Annotated in this window: 13 protein-coding genes; 10 read left to right on the top strand and 3 right to left on the bottom strand. The window is 61.8% G+C overall.

Translation table 11 applies throughout. The features are described 5' to 3' along the window. The first annotated feature begins 20 nt into the window (after positions 1–20). From NKK51_RS14005 to NKK51_RS13985, 5 genes are all read left to right on the top strand, one after another. Complete coding sequence (locus NKK51_RS14005; RefSeq protein ID WP_352553405.1) at positions 21–1,931, top strand: AAA family ATPase; 1,911 nt, start codon at positions 21–23, stop codon at positions 1,929–1,931. 100 nt (positions 1,932–2,031) lie between these two features. Next, positions 2,032–3,750, top strand: coding sequence for a P-loop ATPase, Sll1717 family (locus tag NKK51_RS14000; protein WP_352553404.1), 1,719 nt, complete (start codon positions 2,032–2,034; stop codon positions 3,748–3,750). Positions 3,751–3,851: 101 nt separating this feature from the next. Further along, positions 3,852–5,156, top strand: a complete 1,305-nt coding sequence (locus tag NKK51_RS13995; RefSeq protein ID WP_352553402.1) for a DUF6638 family protein — start codon at positions 3,852–3,854, stop codon at positions 5,154–5,156. 15 nt (positions 5,157–5,171) lie between these two features. Next, positions 5,172–6,296, top strand: a complete 1,125-nt coding sequence (locus NKK51_RS13990; protein ID WP_352553400.1) for a DUF2333 family protein — start codon at positions 5,172–5,174, stop codon at positions 6,294–6,296. A gap of 312 nt (positions 6,297–6,608) precedes the next feature. Further along, positions 6,609–8,288, top strand: coding sequence for a formate--tetrahydrofolate ligase (locus NKK51_RS13985; RefSeq protein WP_023809872.1), 1,680 nt, complete (start codon positions 6,609–6,611; stop codon positions 8,286–8,288). A gap of 64 nt (positions 8,289–8,352) precedes the next feature. Here NKK51_RS13985 and NKK51_RS13980 read toward each other — a convergent pair whose 3' ends face one another. Then, entirely contained in the window at positions 8,353–8,997 is a 645-nt protein-coding gene (locus NKK51_RS13980) for a cysteine hydrolase family protein (protein WP_352553398.1), read from the bottom strand. Between the two features lie 127 nt (positions 8,998–9,124). Between NKK51_RS13980 and NKK51_RS13975 the strand changes: the two genes are divergently transcribed. Beyond that, on the top strand, positions 9,125–10,120 hold the full coding sequence (locus NKK51_RS13975; RefSeq protein ID WP_352553396.1) for a GlxA family transcriptional regulator: 996 nt from the start codon (positions 9,125–9,127) through the stop codon (positions 10,118–10,120). A gap of 5 nt (positions 10,121–10,125) precedes the next feature. Here the strand turns inward: NKK51_RS13975 and NKK51_RS13970 are convergent, their stop codons facing one another. After that, the gene (locus NKK51_RS13970) at positions 10,126–10,683 is read right to left on the bottom strand and encodes a sugar O-acetyltransferase (protein ID WP_128303722.1); all 558 of its coding nucleotides are present in this window, start codon (positions 10,681–10,683) and stop codon (positions 10,126–10,128) included. Between the two features lie 141 nt (positions 10,684–10,824). Between NKK51_RS13970 and NKK51_RS13965 the strand changes: the two genes are divergently transcribed. Next, a complete protein-coding gene (locus NKK51_RS13965) occupies positions 10,825–11,286 on the top strand; it encodes a DUF4126 domain-containing protein (RefSeq protein WP_352553394.1) in 462 nt (153 codons plus the stop codon). Next, positions 11,283–12,659 (top strand): FAD-containing oxidoreductase, encoded by a 1,377-nt coding sequence (locus tag NKK51_RS13960; protein ID WP_352553392.1) that lies wholly within the window; start codon positions 11,283–11,285, stop codon positions 12,657–12,659. Before NKK51_RS13965 ends, NKK51_RS13960 begins: the two co-directional genes overlap by 4 nt. A 20-nt stretch (positions 12,660–12,679) precedes the next feature. On the opposite strand, the gene NKK51_RS13955 is transcribed toward NKK51_RS13960, so the two are convergent. Continuing rightward, complete coding sequence (locus tag NKK51_RS13955; RefSeq protein WP_352553390.1) at positions 12,680–13,123, bottom strand: MarR family winged helix-turn-helix transcriptional regulator; 444 nt, start codon at positions 13,121–13,123, stop codon at positions 12,680–12,682. A 149-nt stretch (positions 13,124–13,272) separates the two neighbouring features. Between NKK51_RS13955 and NKK51_RS13950 the strand changes: the two genes are divergently transcribed. Both NKK51_RS13950 and NKK51_RS13945 read left to right on the top strand, forming a co-directional pair. After that, positions 13,273–15,639 (top strand): membrane-bound PQQ-dependent dehydrogenase, glucose/quinate/shikimate family, encoded by a 2,367-nt coding sequence (locus NKK51_RS13950; protein WP_352553388.1) that lies wholly within the window; start codon positions 13,273–13,275, stop codon positions 15,637–15,639. 169 nt (positions 15,640–15,808) lie between these two features. Then, on the top strand, positions 15,809–16,981 hold the full coding sequence (locus tag NKK51_RS13945) for an MFS transporter (protein ID WP_352553386.1): 1,173 nt from the start codon (positions 15,809–15,811) through the stop codon (positions 16,979–16,981). Positions 16,982–17,054: the final 73 nt, after the last annotated feature.

Genomic DNA, 17,054 nt, shown 5'->3' with positions numbered 1-17,054 from the left:
CACACCACGGAGCACCCTTCATGGACACCGGCCTGACCACCATCCCGGAAGCCGCCATCGAGAAGCACCGCGCCACCGCGCAGAGCTTCATCACCCGTGTCGTCGTGCTGGAGGACCCGTCACGCGAGTCCGGCACAGCACTTGCCGGCACCAACCGCCGCTTCGTCTCGACCGTCTCGGTCGGTTCGGTGCGCCGCACGCGCGAGGTCGAGCTGTCGAAGACCGTCGGCGCCGTTCATCCCGATGATCAGCTGCTGACCATCCCGCAGCACACGCTCCTGTTTCGCGCCCGGCGCGGCACGGCGATCGCGCTGGCAATATCGGACGTCTTTGCCGAGGGCTCGGACCTTGAAAGTCTGCAGGCCAAGAACACCCGCGCGCCGCTCGAAGGCGACGAGGCGTCTACCTTCAAGAAGCTTCTGTCGGCCTCGGCTTACATTTCGGCCTTCAGCCTCGCCTCCTACCTGTTCCAGCTGATCGACAGCGACGGCGAGGCGCCCAACGACAGTCCCGAACCGGACTTCCTGTTCGACACGCCGCAGGATGCGGTGAAGTCGATCCTGGCCGGCCTCGACAAAGCGATCTCGGGATCATCCGACGACGCCGATTTGATGACCAGAGCGCGTGCCTTTGCCCGCGTCGCCATCGACGGGCTGCTGGCCCGCAAGGGCCGCTTCGACGGCATCGGCCCGTTCGAGAACGCGCATATCCGTATCGATGCCGATGACTTCACCCTCGATGGTTTCGACGTCGCGACGGGCAAGCGCTCCAAGCCGCTGGTGATGACCTTCAAGAAGCCGGAAGAGGTCGTCGGCAACCACATCGCCAAGTACCAGTCGGTCAAGCTCGCCAAGATGCTGATGGCCTATGATTTCGAGCGCGAGATGAACCCGTTCGTCGAGCTCGGCGGCTTCCTGTTCACCTTCATCGGCGACGGCGCCCCCGGCACCGGCAAGACGACGCTGATCCAGATGATCGCCGGCCTCGTCAACGGCTACTGCCAAGTCGCCGGCTATCCCTTCGCCTATGAGAATTTCGGCGTCGACCAGATCTCATCCTACCAGGGCAAGTCGGGCCAGAACTGCCGCCAGTTCATCAACAATGTGCTGAACCCGCGCGTCATCGGCTTCGGCACCATCGACGACATCGACCAGGTGGCGGCGCGCCGCTCCGACGACCGCGCCTCGGCAGGCCAGCAGGAAATAACCGGCGTTTTGATGGACGCCTTCGCCGGCGCCGCCACCGTGGTGCGCGGCAACTGTTCGTTCGGCATGTTCTCCAACTATCCCGAAAATGTCGACGACGCGCTGCGCCAGCGCGCCGGCGCCCGCTGGCTGGTCGACGGGCCGCAGAGCCGCGACGACTACATCGACATCTTCGTGCTGCTCGCCGGCAAGAACCACAAGATCCCGCTCGGCGACCACGATCTCTACGCCGCGCAGGAAATCCAGCGTGCCGTGACCGAGGCCTATGAGGAGCACGAGAAGCCGCAAGAAGACGGGCTGATGAAGGTCTACGAACGCTACATGAAAGAGAACGGCGCGCCGAAATCGATGGCCGATATCGGCACCTATCTGCACCTGATCAAGGATGCCGAGCCGCGCTTCACCGGCCGCGCCATCAAGAACGTCACCGACGCCATCAAGATGCGCGCCATGGACATCGAACTTCCCGACGACTGGTTCGAGAAGCCGGAAGTCTTCATGCACAAGGGCTACGACGAGAAGAAAGCGATGATCGAGGAACTGCGCGGCCCCTTCTCGATGGACATGGTCATGCAGGAGATCAACCGCTACGCCGACTCGGAGTTCCGCTATTCCGACAAGTCCGACGACTCCGCCGTGCAAAAGCTGCTGCGCGACGCGCGCCTGCGCGAACGGGCCGTGCGCGAGATGGAGGAGATGAAGAAGAAGGGGTTGTGGAATGCGTGACGTTCCTTCTCCCCGTTCACGGCCTACGGACTAACTGCATCTTTCTCGCCAGTGACGCGGGCGAAAGGTTATAGTGAGAAGCCCGAGAATTCAGGATTGAATGGCTATGATATTCGGATGGATTGACACATTGCCTGACGGCAAGAACTTCGGCTTCATCAAAGCCGAGGGCTCTCTGCAACGATATTTTTTGCATTCGTCTCAGTACCACGGTCCGTGGGAAGGCCTTCAGAAGGGGGCGCGTCTGTCCTTTGAAATTCAAGAAATCAATGGGAAACCGCAAGCCACGAATGCTAAGGACGCGCCCCCTGCGGAAACGAAGCACGACACGCGTGACGCACCTAGAAAGAAGATAGAACCCTATACCGGTCCCGTCATCGAGCTTTCAGACGAAGCAAGAAAAAGGGCGCTCAATGAAATTTCTCGCTGGAAGTTGGAAGCGCGGCTTGATGACCTGAAGCGTTACTTTTTTACGGTTCCAGAACTCAAAAGTATAATTGACGGTGAAACCGCCTATGTAATCGGCCGAAAGGGAACAGGAAAAACCGCCCTAGTTCAGTATTTATCCGATCACGACGGCATACGGTCCAACTTGGTGTCGAAGTTATCTTTTAAGAATTTCCCATTCAACGAACTTTACTCGCAGGAAAACGCCAATTATACAAAGCCGAATCAATATATAACCATTTGGAAACTGATAATATATTCGGCAGCGTGCAAATCGATTGCGAGGAGTCAATATACCGATCCATTGATAAAAAGAACAATAGATAAGGCTTTTCCATCGCCAGATAGCGACAATCTTGGAACAATCGTAGGCAGCTGGATTGCAGGAGACTTTGGAATAAACGTGCTCGGCACCGGCATAAGCGTCACTAACTGGTTAAAGAATAAAAGGAAAGCAACCCTTCAAGAAAAAGTGGAGAATCTCGAGGCATTTGTTATTAAGCATATGCCAAATCAAAAGATATTGGTTTTGTTCGATGAGCTCGATGAAGACTATAAGGACATTTTTGCAAGCTTCTCAAAGAGCAACTATATGGACTTGCTGACCAGCCTATTTAAGGCTGTTCAGGACGTGAGGTCGTCAGTAACGGCAAAAGGCAAAGCGCTTTTCCCAGTTATATTTTTACGAGATGACATATACGACCTGGTAAAGGACGCCGATAAGAACAAGTGGCGGGATCTGGAAAATATCTTGGAGTGGAACGATACGGAAATTCGTAGGTTGCTGGCCTATCGTCTTTCGAAGGTTTTGGCGGTGGATGAAGACGACTTCGACAAAATTTGGTACTCTCTCTTCTCAAAGTCACCTATGACGTATTCGAAGGGAAAGAAGGAGATTGATTCCTTTCGTTATATAACTATGAGCACACAGGGACGGCCGCGCGATTACATTAACTATTTGAAAGAGTGTGCGGATATCCAACTTAGAATGGGTAGCGGAGAGATAGCACCCTCAACTGTCAAAGCGGCCGACAAAGCGTACTCGGGTTACCTACGAAAAGAACTCATAGACGAGATGCATGGCCTTATTCCGGATATAGATAATGTTCTATCTATATTTTCGCAGACAAGAAAGTGGATACTTAGTATATCTGAGTTTCGCAGCGAGTATCTTGAGAGGGTTAAGACTGGATCGGTTAAAATATCAGACCCTGATTTTATTCTGAGGACACTTTTTTATTTTTCAGTGATTGGAAATGTCGTTAGAGTTGGCATACACATATTCAAATACCAGAGTCCAAACTCTGAGTTGAATTTTAAAGAGATGATTGTGGTCCACCGCGGGCTCATGAAGTCACTACAGATAGTTTAGATCATCGAGCTAGTGAATGACCGAATTGGACGCTTTCGCCCCCTCTCGTTCGCCATTCGGGCGGCGTCCTTGTGACCTCCCATGAACAGGGAGAAGGAACAATGACCGCCGCCAAGAAACCCGACCTGCTGCGCGACAATGAGCTGATCTATGGTCGGCTGCTGACGGTCGACGAGCCGCATCTCATCCAGCGCTACAACAAGGCGCTGGCCGCGTTCGGGTTGAAGCCGACGAAGCTTAAAAGCTTCCAGATCGACCGCACCGGCTTCTCGCCCGAAGTGGCCGAGGAATGCGGCGACTATGATTATCTCGATCCTAACGAGGTCAACCGCCGTTTTATCATCCTGACGCCGTCGCAGATCGACCTGCCGGTGGTGCACACCGCCTTCTCCAACACCTCGCAGCTGATGTTCGAGTTTATGTCCAAGAACCAGCGCGCCATCGACGCGCTGACCATCAAGGACGTGATCTACGGCGAGATCGAGGATTCCATTCCGAAGGTCAACGACATCGAGGATTTGCTGTCGATCAGCCAGGTCGAATTCAAGGTGCTGTCGGCCGAGGATGTGCTGGGCAAGGCCGCCGAACTCGGCAAACTCGTCGACCGGCTGAAGCAGGAGCCCGACGCCTGGCGCGACAACGCCATGCTGACCCGCATGGTCGAGCTCGCCAAGATCTGCGGCGACATCCGCGAGAACGCGCTGGTGCCGGACCAGGTGATCTTCCGCCACAACGCCTACTGGACCAGCCATTTCGGTGGCCTTTACGTCTTCGTCGACCCGGATATGACGACGGTGATCAGCGATCCGGCCGCACCCGGCTTCCGCCGCTCGCGGCCGTGGCAGGTCAGCTATCTCTCGATCAACGACGCCGACAAGGTGTTCAAGTTCCTCGCCACCACCGGCCGCATCGAGCTGCCGCGTGCCTCCTGGGTCGAAGCCTCGGGCTATCTTGAGCACCGCGCCGAGATGGTGGTGCGCGCGCTGATCCGCGATGCCGAGCCGAACCGCAATTTGACCGATGTCGACAAGGTCTGGCTGCAGACCTGGATCCAGAGCCATGCCGACCTGATCACCAAGGACGGCAATTTCCCCTTCCTCAACGCCGCCAAGCGCGAGATCGCCCAACTTGGCCACCTCAAGATCGAGGATGTCTTCCCGCAGCAGCGCTTCCTGGTGATCCGCGCCAAGCCTGACCATCCCGACGCCTGGCTGACCAACCGGCTGATCTCGGATTTCGTGCCGTCGGACTTCGTCTCGCGCTACGTCTTCAACAAGCAGGGCTTCTTCAAGGACTATGACGGCTTCAGCGACGCCTGGCGATCGCATGTTGTGGACGTTCTCAAAACCACATATTTGAAGGACAAGGTGGCGTTTCGCACACGCCTCTACGGCCTGACTGACTGAGGGGGTGACACAGCCATGCTCGATCCGATCGTGAATTTCTTCACCCGCATTTTCCAGTGGATTGGCCGCGGCATCGGCCTGTTGATCGGCGTCATCCTGTGGCCGTTCCTGTGGGCCGGGCGCTGGTACACGCAGCGCGGCTGGATCCTCAAGGCGGCGGTCGGCCTCGCCCTGCTGGTGCTGATCGGCCTCTACGCCAATTTCTTCTACGCCACCCAATGGTGGAACAATTTCAACCCGAACTATCCCGACACCTACACGTTCGAGAAGCGCAATGTCTCCGCCGGCGAACAGGTCTCCGCCGGCGCCGGCACCGACACCGCCAAGACCTGCGGCAACTCCGGCATTGCCCAGATCACCGCCGACCTGACCGACTTCAACGTCAACCAGAATGCCTGGATCTCGTCGATGATCCTCTACAAGCTTGGCCTGTTCGGCATCGACTGGGACAACACGCCGTGGATGGACAACAAGGCCTCCTTCCAGCGCGGCATCAACCAGGCGGTGCGGCGCACCGCGACCGAACTCGCTGACAATCTCGGCCGCGTCCGCACCACCTCGCAGATCGACAGCGATCTGCAGAATGCCCGCGGCAACCTGCAGTTCGACGAGGAGACCTGGTATTTCGGCCTGAACCCGTTCGGCCCCAAGACGCCGACACCGAGCTACTATCGCGACGCTGTGCGCATGCTGCGTTCCTTCAACGCTCGCCTTGCTACCTGCCAGGCGACATTCGACGCCCGCGCCGACAATCTGAAACAGTATATCGACCGCATCTCGTCCGACATCGGCTCGACCTCGGCGATCCTCAAGGAACGCGCCGAGAACCACAACAATGGCTGGTTCGACTTCCGCGCCGACGACCGCTACTGGTTCGCCTATGGCCAGCTCTATGGCTATTACGGCCTGATGAAGGGCGCCCAGGCCGACTTCGAGGACGTCATCAAGGAAAAGCATCTGCAGAACCTATGGGACACAATGGACTCGCAGTTCGTTTCGGCGCTGAAGATCCAGCCTTTCATCATCGCCAATGGCCGCGAGGATGGCTGGCTGTTGCCGACGCATCTGACGACGATGGGCTTCTATGTGCTCAGGGTGCGCTCCAACATGGTCGAAATCAGCAACGTTCTGACGCAGTAGCGCTGTTCCATTAGGGACCAGGCGATGGCGAATTTGCGCCGTCGCCTCTGTCGCATTCCGTGCATTGTGCGGCTGTTTTGAGACGGCGGCGCGGCGTGTCCTCTGGCTTCTATACGGCGCGGCAACGGAGCCAGGAAGAACCGATGACAGGTCGGCCGGTCCGCAGAGGAATTTTCTCTATAGGAAACATAGTTGCATGAAAGTTGACGCCGCGGCAGCGACAGGGTTAGAACATGCCCGCGCCCGGGTCCAACCTGCCTGCGAGTAAGATCAACCCGTCCCCTCCATCGTCCAATCCAGAGGAAAGCCGTCATGGCCGAAGTGAAGTCCGACATCGAGATCGCGCGCGGCGCCAGGAAAAAGCAGATCCAGGAGATCGGCCAGAAGATCGGTATCCCGACCGAACATTTGCTGCCCTATGGCCACGACAAGGCCAAGATCTCAGCTGAATTCATCAAATCGGTGAAGGGCAACAAGGACGGTAAGCTGATCCTCGTCACCGCCATCAACCCGACGCCGGCCGGCGAAGGCAAGACCACGACCACGGTCGGTCTCGGCGACGGCCTGAACCGCATCGGCAAGAAGGCGATCATCTGCATCCGCGAGGCCTCGCTGGGCCCGAACTTCGGCGTCAAGGGCGGTGCCGCCGGCGGCGGCTATGCGCAAGTCGTGCCGATGGAGGACATGAACCTCCACTTCACCGGCGACTTCCATGCCATCACCACGGCGCACAACCTGCTTTCGGCGCTGATCGACAACCACATCTACTGGGGCAATGAGCTCGGCATCGACACCCGCCGCGTCGTCTGGCGCCGCGTCATGGACATGAACGACCGCGCGCTGCGCGAAATCATCTGCTCGCTCGGCGGCGTCGCCAACGGATTCCCGCGCGAGGGCGGTTTCGATATCACCGTCGCCTCGGAAGTCATGGCCATCCTGTGCCTGTCGACCGACCTGAAGGACCTCGAAAAGCGCCTCGGCGACATCATCGTCGCCTATCGCCGCGACAAGTCGCCGGTCTATGCCCGCGACCTCAAGGCCGACGGCGCCATGGCCGTGCTGTTGAAGGACGCCATGCAGCCGAACCTGGTGCAGACGCTGGAGAACAACCCGGCCTTCGTGCATGGCGGCCCGTTCGCCAACATCGCGCATGGCTGCAACTCGGTCGTCGCCACCACGACGGCGCTCAAGCTCGCCGACTACGTCGTCACCGAAGCCGGCTTCGGCGCTGACCTCGGTGCTGAAAAGTTCTTCGACATCAAGTGCCGCAAGGCGGGCCTCAAGCCGGCGGCGGCCGTCATTGTCGCCACCGTGCGCGCCATGAAAATGAATGGCGGCGTCAAGAAGGAAGACCTCGGCAAGGAAAACGTCGAAGCGGTGAAGAAGGGCTGCGCCAATCTCGGCCGCCACATCGAGAACATCCGCCAGTTCGGCGTGCCGGCGGTGGTTGCCATCAACCACTTCTACTCCGACACCGACGCCGAGATCCAGGCGATGAAGGACTATGTCGCCTCGATGGGCGAAGAGGCGATCCTGTGCAAGCACTGGGCGCACGGCTCGGCCGGCATCGAGGATCTCGCCAACAAGGTGGTGGCACTGGCCGAATCCGGTGCTTCGCAGTTCGCGCCGCTCTATCCCGATGCCATGCCGCTGTTCGAGAAGATCAACACCATCGTCCAGCGCATCTATCGCGGCTCGGAAGCGATCGCCGACAAGTCGGTGCGCGACCAGCTCAAGGCCTGGGAAGACGCCGGATACGGCCACTTGCCGGTGTGCATGGCCAAGACGCAGTACTCGTTCTCGACCGACCCGAACCTGCGCGGCGCGCCGACCGGCCACACGGTGCCGGTGCGCGAGGTCAGGCTGTCGGCCGGTGCCGGCTTCGTCGTCATCATCTGCGGCGAGGTCATGACCATGCCCGGCCTGCCCAAGGCGCCGTCCTCGGAAAAGATCTTCCTCAACGAGATGGGCCAGATCGAAGGCCTGTTCTAAAATCCTTCAGTTCAAACCGCAAAGGGCGCCGCAGCGATGCGGCGCCCTTCTGTTTTCGGATAACCTAAGCAGCGCTGCGCGACAGCGCCCGCTGGTTGGAGCCGAAGATGGTGTCGCGTTCCGGCAGCGCGCCGGTCTTCAGGCACTCGACCCATTCGGCGGTCTTGAGCACGGCGGCGAAGCGCGACTGCAGGATGATCGTGACCACGCGGTGGATCTCCTCGGCCGAGGCGTAGCCGGCGCTGTTGGCGTAAGGCACCGAGCCGGTCGCATCCGACAGGAACTCGACGGCAAAGCCCATATGCACGGCGTGGATGATGGTCGACAGGTCGCAATTATGCGTCATGTAGCCGACCACCGTGATCGTATCGATGGCGTTGGCGCGCAGCCAGTCCTCGAGGTCGGTGCCGGTGAAGGCGGAGGGCAGGTTCTTTTCGACATAATGGTCGCGCTCACGCTTGGCGATTTCGGGATGCAGTTCGCCGCCATGGCTTCCCCTAGCGAAGATCGGCGATGTCTCGGGCGCCATCTGCTTGACGACCACCACCTTGATGCCAGCAGCAGTCGCTGCATCCATCGCCCGCGCCACATGGACGACGCTGTCGCGGAACGGCGGATGCTGGATGGCAAGACTGCCGCCATCATAGTCGTTCTGCACATCGACGACGATCAGCGCCCGGCGTGGCGTGGTGTTGGCTGGGTCAGACATGGTGTTTTCCTTTCCGGCTTGAATGCGATGGGCCGAAAATAAGCGGGTGGCTGGGTTGCCGAAAGTGGCCCGATTGACATCATTCGAAAGAATTGGGACAATCCGCTTTCAACTGCCGGAAGCACCCATGACCGACCCGATCATTGCCGTCCTCGCCTTCGACGGCATCAGCCCGTTCCATCTTTCCGTGCCCTGCCTGGTCTTCGCAGAGGACAGGACGGCGTTTGGCCTGCCGCGCTTCGACTTCCGCATCTGCGCGGTCAAGCCCGGCCCGATCCACACCGAGGCCGGACTGACAATTGCCGCGCCGCATGGGCTCGAAGGGCTCGACGGCGCCGACATCGTCATCGTCCCAAGCTGGCATCATCTCGGCGAGCCGGCACCGCCGCTGCTGATGGAGGCGCTGCGCCGGGCGCACCGACGCGGCGCCCTGATCGTCGGCCTGTGCCTCGGAACCTTCGCCATTGCCGCTGCCGGACTGCTTTCGGGCCGTCGTGCCGCGACGCACTGGGCCTATTCCGAACAATTGCAGAAACTCCATCCCGACGTCGCCGTCGATGCCTCGGTGCTCTATGTCGACAATGGCGACATAGTGACCTCGGCCGGCGTCGCCGCCGGTCTGGACTGCTGTCTTCACATCGTGCGCGCCCGCTACGGCGCGGAAGCCGCACTGCGGCTCGCACGCCAGATCGTCCTTTCTCCGCATCGGCAGGGCGGGCAGGCGCAATTCATCGAGCATCCGGTGGCAAGAAGCGCGGACGCCGACCGGTTCACCCAAGCCCTCGACGCGGTTCGCGCGGCGCTCGGAGAGACGCATAGCCTCGACAGCGTCGCCGAGGCCGCCGGCCTGACCCGGCGCACCTTTACCCGCCGCTTCCAAAAATCGATCGGCACCAGTTTCGGCGATTGGCTGACCAGCCAGCGGATAGAACTGGCTCAACGGTTGCTGGAGGCAACGGAGAAATCGACGGACATGGTGGCGTTCGAAGCCGGCTTCGGCAGCGCCACCTCGCTGCGCCAGCATTTCGCCGCAAGGCTCAGGACATCGCCGGCGCAATATCGGCGCGAATTCTCCAGGCGAGCCGGTCAGGACGAGCGCATGGCGTACGTCCTGTCGTCCTGATCTGTTCAGTCCCGCTTGACCTGATGTGCCGGATTGCCGACCACCGTGGTGTTCGCAGCCACGTCGCGTGTCACCACCGCGCCGGCGCCGACGATGGCACCTTCACCTATGCTGACGCCGCCAAGGATGACGGCTGAGCCGCCGATCCACGCATTGGCGCCGATCTCGACCGGCTTGGCGATCTCCAGTCCAGCTTGCCGCCCAGCGGGCTCCCTATGGTGCTCGGCGCAGTAGATCTGAACATTGGGGCCGAGCAGCGTTCCCTTGCCGATGCGCACACTCGCTGTGTCGAGGATGGTGCAGCCGGCATTAAGGAAGACGCCGTCGCCGAGAAAGATGTTGAAACCATAGGCGCAGTGAAACGGTGCCTCGATGCGGGCGCCCTCGCCGGCGTTGCCGAGCAAAGCTCTCAAGCCCGGCCCGAGATTGCCGCGCTGCCGCGGCGGCAGCGAGTTATGCTCGAACACCGCGTCACGCGCTACCACACGCAAGGACTCCAGCTCGTTATCGAGGCAGGTGTACCATTCGCCGGCCGCCATCTTCACGCGCTCGCTCTTAGCCATGACGCGGTCTCCAATTCACGTCCTTGCAAAGCACAAGTGCAGCCAACAGAAAAGCGCCGATGCAAGTACTGGTCAAATATTGGACCTATGGTAGCCTGCGTCTCAAGGCCGTCCTGGCCCGGTGATCGAGGGGGATCGACCATGCTCTACATTCTCGCACTTCTGATCGGCGTCATTGCCGGTCTTCGCGCCATGACCGCGCCGGCCGCCGTGGCCTGGGGTGCGTATCTCGGCTGGCTGCCGGTGGCCGGCACCTGGGCGAGTTTCATGAGCCACTGGGCGGCTGTCGGCATCTTCACCATCCTGTGCATCGTCGAACTGGTCACCGACCAACTGCCGTCGACGCCGAGCCGCAAGGTACCGCAGCAGTTCGGCGCCCGCATCGTCATGGGCGCCTTCACCGGCGCGGTGATCGGCGCCACCGGTGGCGCCACCATCGGCGGCCTGATCGCCGGCGCCATCGGCGCTGTTATCGGCACGCTGGGCGGCGCCGAAGTACGCGGCCGGCTGGCAGCCGCCTTCGGCAAGGATCAGCCCGCCGCCTTCATCGAGGACGCGGTGGCAATCATCGGCGGTCTGCTGATCGTAGCGGCGGTGGCATGACGACGAAAACCTTCGACGCCATCATCATCGGTGCCGGACAGGCTGGCCCTCCGCTGGCCGGCCGGCTGACGGCCGCCGGCAGGAGCGTGGCGCTGATCGAGCGCAAGCTGGTCGGCGGCACTTGCGTCAACACCGGCTGCATGCCGACCAAGACCATGGTCGCCAGCGCCTATGCCGCGCATCTGGCGCGCCGCGCCGCCGACTACGGCGTGACGCTCAGTGGCCCCGTCGGCGTCGACTATGCCAGGATCAAGGCGCGCAAGGACAAGGTGACGATCGACGCTCGCACCAATCTCGAGACCTGGATTGCCGACATGGACAAATGCACCCTCTATCGCGGCCATGCGCGTTTCGAATCCGCCAACACGGTGCGCGTCGGCGACGATCTGCTGACCGCCGAAAATATCTTCCTCAACACCGGCGGCCGCGCCTCGGTCCCAGACCTGCCCGGCATCCACGACATCGACTATCTGACCAATTCCTCGATGATGAATCTCGACGTGCTGCCGCGCCATCTCATCGTCGTCGGTGGCAGTTACATCTCGCTCGAATTCGCACAGATGTTCCGCCGCTTCGGCTCGGAGGTCACAGTCATCGAAAAGAGCCCACGCCTGACCGGCCGCGAGGACGAGGACGTCTCTGCCGCCATCCTGTCGATCCTCGAAAACGAAGGCATCGCGGTCCATCTCGGCGCCGACGACATCGCTTTCGCCAGACAAGGCCAGGACATTGCCGTGACCTTCTCCGCCGGCAAACCGCCGGTGGTCGGCTCTCACGTGCTGCTGGCTCTGGGGCGGACGCCCAACACCGATGACCTCGGCCTGGAGAGGGCTGGCGTGGAGGTCGACAAGCGCGGCTTCGTCTCTGTAGACGACCAGTTGCGCAGCAGCGTGCCCGGCATCTGGGCGATGGGCGACTGCAACGGCAGGGGCGCCTTCACCCACACCTCCTACAACGACTACGAGATCGTCGCCGCCAACCTGCTGGACAATGATCCGCGCAAGGTCAGTGATCGCATCGAAGCCTATGCGCTCTACATCGACCCACCGCTCGGCCGCTGCGGCATGACCGAGGCCGCGGTGAAGAAATCCGGCCGTCGCGCGCTGGTCGGCCAGCGGCCGATGACCCGCGTCGGCCGCGCTATCGAAAAGGGCGAGACGCAGGGTTTCATGAAGATCCTGGTCGACGCAGACACGAGGGAGATCCTCGGCTGCTCGGTGCTCGGACCCGGCGGCGACGAGGTTATCCATTGCGTGCTCGACCTGATGTACGCCAAGGCGCCCGTCGACACGCTCGCGCGTGCCGTGCATATTCACCCGAATGTCTCGGAACTGTTGCCCACCATTGCTCAGGAACTGAAGCCGCTGGCTTGAGACCCGCCTTCCGGCCCCGATCAACCGAGCCCGGTCAATTTCGTCTCCAGCCGGCTCAGCAAAAGTACGGCCCCTTTCAATTCGCTCTCGCCAACGTCCTTGAGCAGATCGGTCCGCAGCACCGACAGAAGGCGCTCGATCTCGGTCACGCGCTTTCTGCCGTCATTGGTCAGCGACAGGATCTTCGCCCGCCTGTCGATGGTGTCCTCGGCGCGCGTCATCAGCCCTTCCTCGACCAGCAGATCGACGATGCGGACCAGCGACGGCCCCTCGAAGCCGAGATGATCGGCAAGCACGCCCTGGCGGAGATTGTCGCCGAGCCGCGACAGCATCACCAACGGCATGGCGGTGGCATGCGACAGGCCGCAATCGTCGAGCGCCTTGTCGGCCGCGCGCCGCCACAGCCTGGCGACTGATATAACGAGTTGGCCAAACCTGGCTCGATCCGGGTCTTGCTTGGGCATAGCGGAAAAGATAACATGCTATCTATTAGGTTGCGATAAATTATTTTCCCTGGCGAAGCCCCCGTCGCCGAAACCGGAAGCCGGCCTCCATTGATCGCCCTCGGCCTTTTCTTGGCCGCCGCGACCGCGAGACCCGCGTGAGGATCGACATGTCAGACCAAGATACCAACACATCCGGCGGCGTCTGGCTGCTCGTTCTTTTCGGCCTGGTGCTGATGGTCATAGGCCTGCCGCTGCTCTATGGCGGCGTCCAGCTTATCGGCCTCGGCGGCTCCTGGTATTACGCGCTCGCCGGTGCCGGCATCATCGTTTCCGGCTTCCTCTTTGCCTTGCGTCGGCGCGCGGGTTTCTGGCTGTACATTCTCATTTTCGTCGCCACGGTTCCATGGGCGCTCTGGGAGGCCGGCCTCAATTTCTGGCCGCTGGTGCCGAGACTGGTGGCCCCGGCTGTGCTCACCGTGATCGCTCTTCTGCTGGCGCCGCTGTTCCCGTCATCGCGCAGTGGCAAGCGGGGCCCCTTCGCCCTTGCCGGTGTTCTCGTGATCGGCCTGATCGCCACCGCCGCCTATGCCTTCCAGCCGCATGGCGTGATCCGCAACACGGTCGCCGCAACCGAAGCGCCGACGCCGGCCGCGGCAGCCTCCAGCACCGACTGGCGCCACTATGGCCGCACGCCGGCCGGCACGCGCTATGCGCCGATCGACCAGATCACCAGGGACAATGTCAAGGATTTGAAGGTCGCCTGGACCTTCCGCACCGGTGATGTCCCGGTCAAGGGCGCCGAGGACCAGAACACGCCGCTGCAGGTCGGCGACACGGTCTACACCTGCTCGTCGACAAATGTCATCAACGCGCTCAACGCCGAGACCGGCGAGCCGCGCTGGAAGTTCGACCCGAAAGCCTCGGCGCCGCTGTGGCAGCGCTGCCGTGGCGTCAGCTACTACGAGCCCACGGCCGACGCCACCGCGCCAGCGGCTGGTGTCAACGCGGCTGCCTGCGCCGGACGCATCGTCATGACCACCATCGACGCGCGGCTGATCGAGATCGACGCCAAGACCGGCCAGCCCTGCCCGGATTTCGGTCAGGGCGGCACCGTCGACCTCAAGCAAGGCATGGGCGAGGTCAAGCCCGGCTTCTATTTCCAGACCTCGGCTCCGACCGTCATGCGCGATCTCATCATGATCGGCGGCTGGGTCTGGGACAATGTCGAGACTGGCGAGCCTTCCGGCGCCGTTCGTGCGTTCAGCGCCAAGACAGGCGAGTTGATGTGGGCATGGGATCTCGGCAATCCTGATATCACCAAGCTGCCGCCCGAGAGCTATACGCGCGGCACGCCCAACGTCTGGTCGACGCCGAGCTATGACGACGCGCTCGGTCTCGTCTATCTGCCGACCGGCAACGCCACGCCCGACTTCTTCGGCGCCGAACGCAGCAAGGCGGCGGAAGACTACACCGCTTCGGTCGTGGCGCTCGACATCGCCACGGGCCGCGAGCGCTGGAAGTTCCAGACCGTGCATCACGACCTCTGGGACTACGACCTTCCCTCGCAGCCGGCGCTCTATGATGTGCCGGACGGCAAGGGCGGCAAGGTGCCGGCGCTGATCCAGGTGACCAAGCGCGGCCAGATCTTCATGCTCGACCGCCGCGACGGCAAGCCGATCGCCGAGGTGCAGGAAAAGCCGGTGCCGCAGGACGGCGGTGCCAAGGAGGACTTCCTGTCGCCGACCCAGCCCTATTCGGCCGGCATGTCTTCGATCGGCGACAAGCCGTTCACCGAGGCAAGCATGTGGGGTGCCACCCCGCTCGACCAGCTCTTTTGCCGTATCGGCTTCAAGAAGCTGCGCTACGAGGGCGAATTCACACCTCCCGGCTTGACGCGCTCGCTGCAATTTCCCGGCTATTATGGCGGCATGAACTGGGGCAGCGCCTCGATCGACGAGGCCAATGGCTACCTGGTCGTCAACGACATCCGCATGCCGCAATTCGTAGTCCTGCTGCCGCGCGCCGAGGCCGACAATTACGGACCCTCGGCGGCGCATGATGGTCTCGGCACCCAGCTCGGCACGCCCTATGGTGCGCTCAAGAACGGCTTCATGTCGCCTTTGGGCGTGCCCTGCCATCAGCCGCCCTATGGCACGATCAGCGCCATCGACCTGAAGTCGCGCCAGCTCGTCTGGCAGGTTCCGGCCGGCACGCTGCAGGATACAGGCCCACTTGGCATGAAGACCGGCCTGCAGATCCCGGTCGGCATGCCGTCGCTCGGCGGTCCGGTGACAACGGCGGGCGGTCTCGTCTTCTATGCCGGCACGCAGGACTACTATCTGCGCGCCATCGACGTCGCCACCGGCGAGGAGCTGTGGAAGGGCCGCCTGCCGGTCGGCGCGCAGGCGACGCCGATCACCTACACTTCGCCCGAAAGCGGTCGTCAGTTCGTCGTCGTCTCGGCCGGAGGGGCGCGCCAGTCACCCGATCGCGGCGACTACATCGTCGCTTATGCCTTGCCGAAGGCGCCATGATCCTGGAAGATTTGTTCTTCCTCGACGGATGATCAGCAGAACGGGCGCTTGAGTGCCCCGTTTTCCATTGATCTACGGTTTCTGCATTGCTGCGTTGCAGCAATGTGTGTTGCGCGCGGGATAGCTCCTCGCGCAGTCTCAATTTGAACCGATTCAGTCTGGACGCCCCATGCCCTTGCCGATCCTTGCGCTTGCCATTGCGTCCTTCTGCATCGGCACCACCGAATTCGTTATCATGGGCTTGCTGCCCGAGGTCGCCGCCGACCTCGGCGTGTCGATCCCATCTGCGGGCCTGCTGGTCACAGGATATGCGCTGGGCGTCGTCTTCGGCGCCCCGATCATCGCCATGGCCACTGCGCATTTGCCGCGCAAGCCGGTGCTGGTCGGGCTGGCCGTGCTGTTCGTCGTCGGCAATCTGTTTTGCGCCATCTCGCCCAACTACTGGACGCTGATGGCCGCGCGCGTTTTCACCGCGTTCGGCCATGGCGCCTTCTTCGGCATCGGCTCGGTCGTTGCCGCCAGCCTGGTGCCGCGCAACAAACGCGCCAGCGCCATCGCGCTGATGTTCGCCGGGCTGACGCTGTCCAACATCCTTGGCGTTCCCGCCGGAACCGCACTTGGCGAAGCCTTCGGCTGGCGCTCCACCTTCGTTGCCGTGGTCGGTATCGGCCTGATCTCGGTGGCAGCGATCGCCTGGCTGGTGCCGTCCGATGTCGCCCAGCCAAGCGGTGGCGGCTTGCGCGGCGAACTGCGCGTGCTGGGCAAGCTGCAGGTCTGGCTGGCCATGCTGATCGCGGCGCTGACTTCCGCAAGCCTGTTCACCGTCTTCACCTACATCAAACCCTACCTCACCGAGGTGTCGGGCTTGTCGACCTCGGCAGTCACGTGGGTTCTGCTGCTGTTCGGCGCGGGCATGACCATCGGCAACATTATCGGCGGCAGACTGGCCGACTGGAAACTGATGCCGACAGTGATCGGCACGCTGCTGCTGATGGCCCTGCTTTTCGTTGGCTTCAGGCAGTTCGGCGCAATCGCCAGCGTTGCCGTCGGCATCGTCTTCCTGTGGGGCCTGCTCATCTTCGTCGTCGTGCCGCCGCTGCAGATCCGGGTCGTCGAGGCGGCCTCCGAGGGACCGAACCTCGCCGCCACGCTGAACCAGGGCGCCTTCAATGTCGGCAATGCCAGCGGCGCCTGGATCGGCGGCGTAGCCCTTTCCGCCGGTGTTTCCTATGCCAATTTGCCGCTGGTCGGCGCAGCACTCGCTTTGTTGGCGGTCACCGTCGCCGTGCTGTCGCAGGCGCTGGACCGGCGCGCGCCGGTCATCCCGCTCCCGGCTGAATAGTCTCTTGCGCCCATAGCGCGGCAGGCTGGACCAATCGACATAGGCGCCTTCAAATCGCATGTCTTCTGGTCCT

Origin of the sequence: Mesorhizobium sp. M0011 (genome assembly GCF_040324155.1) — a bacterium.
In the GTDB taxonomy this organism is placed as follows: Bacteria; Pseudomonadota; Alphaproteobacteria; order Rhizobiales; family Rhizobiaceae; genus Mesorhizobium.
Note: the sequence above shows the minus strand (reverse complement) of the source record. Positions and strands in the feature narration are given on the sequence as shown.

What these genes read in the sequence shown, in the direction of transcription:
- NKK51_RS14005 (WP_352553405.1), top strand. Translation starts at nt 21, where the DNA reads ATGGACACCGGCCTGACCACCATCCCGGAAGCCGCCATCGAGAAGCAC.
- NKK51_RS14000 (WP_352553404.1), top strand. Translation starts at nt 2,032, where the DNA reads ATGGCTATGATATTCGGATGGATTGACACATTGCCTGACGGCAAGAAC.
- NKK51_RS13995 (WP_352553402.1), top strand. Translation starts at nt 3,852, where the DNA reads ATGACCGCCGCCAAGAAACCCGACCTGCTGCGCGACAATGAGCTGATC.
- NKK51_RS13990 (WP_352553400.1), top strand. Translation starts at nt 5,172, where the DNA reads ATGCTCGATCCGATCGTGAATTTCTTCACCCGCATTTTCCAGTGGATT.
- NKK51_RS13985 (WP_023809872.1), top strand. Translation starts at nt 6,609, where the DNA reads ATGGCCGAAGTGAAGTCCGACATCGAGATCGCGCGCGGCGCCAGGAAA.
- NKK51_RS13980 (WP_352553398.1), bottom strand. Translation starts at nt 8,997, where the DNA reads ATGTCTGACCCAGCCAACACCACGCCACGCCGGGCGCTGATCGTCGTC.
- NKK51_RS13975 (WP_352553396.1), top strand. Translation starts at nt 9,125, where the DNA reads ATGACCGACCCGATCATTGCCGTCCTCGCCTTCGACGGCATCAGCCCG.
- NKK51_RS13970 (WP_128303722.1), bottom strand. Translation starts at nt 10,683, where the DNA reads ATGGCTAAGAGCGAGCGCGTGAAGATGGCGGCCGGCGAATGGTACACC.
- NKK51_RS13965 (WP_352553394.1), top strand. Translation starts at nt 10,825, where the DNA reads ATGCTCTACATTCTCGCACTTCTGATCGGCGTCATTGCCGGTCTTCGC.
- NKK51_RS13960 (WP_352553392.1), top strand. Translation starts at nt 11,283, where the DNA reads ATGACGACGAAAACCTTCGACGCCATCATCATCGGTGCCGGACAGGCT.
- NKK51_RS13955 (WP_352553390.1), bottom strand. Translation starts at nt 13,123, where the DNA reads ATGCCCAAGCAAGACCCGGATCGAGCCAGGTTTGGCCAACTCGTTATA.
- NKK51_RS13950 (WP_352553388.1), top strand. Translation starts at nt 13,273, where the DNA reads ATGTCAGACCAAGATACCAACACATCCGGCGGCGTCTGGCTGCTCGTT.
- NKK51_RS13945 (WP_352553386.1), top strand. Translation starts at nt 15,809, where the DNA reads ATGCCCTTGCCGATCCTTGCGCTTGCCATTGCGTCCTTCTGCATCGGC.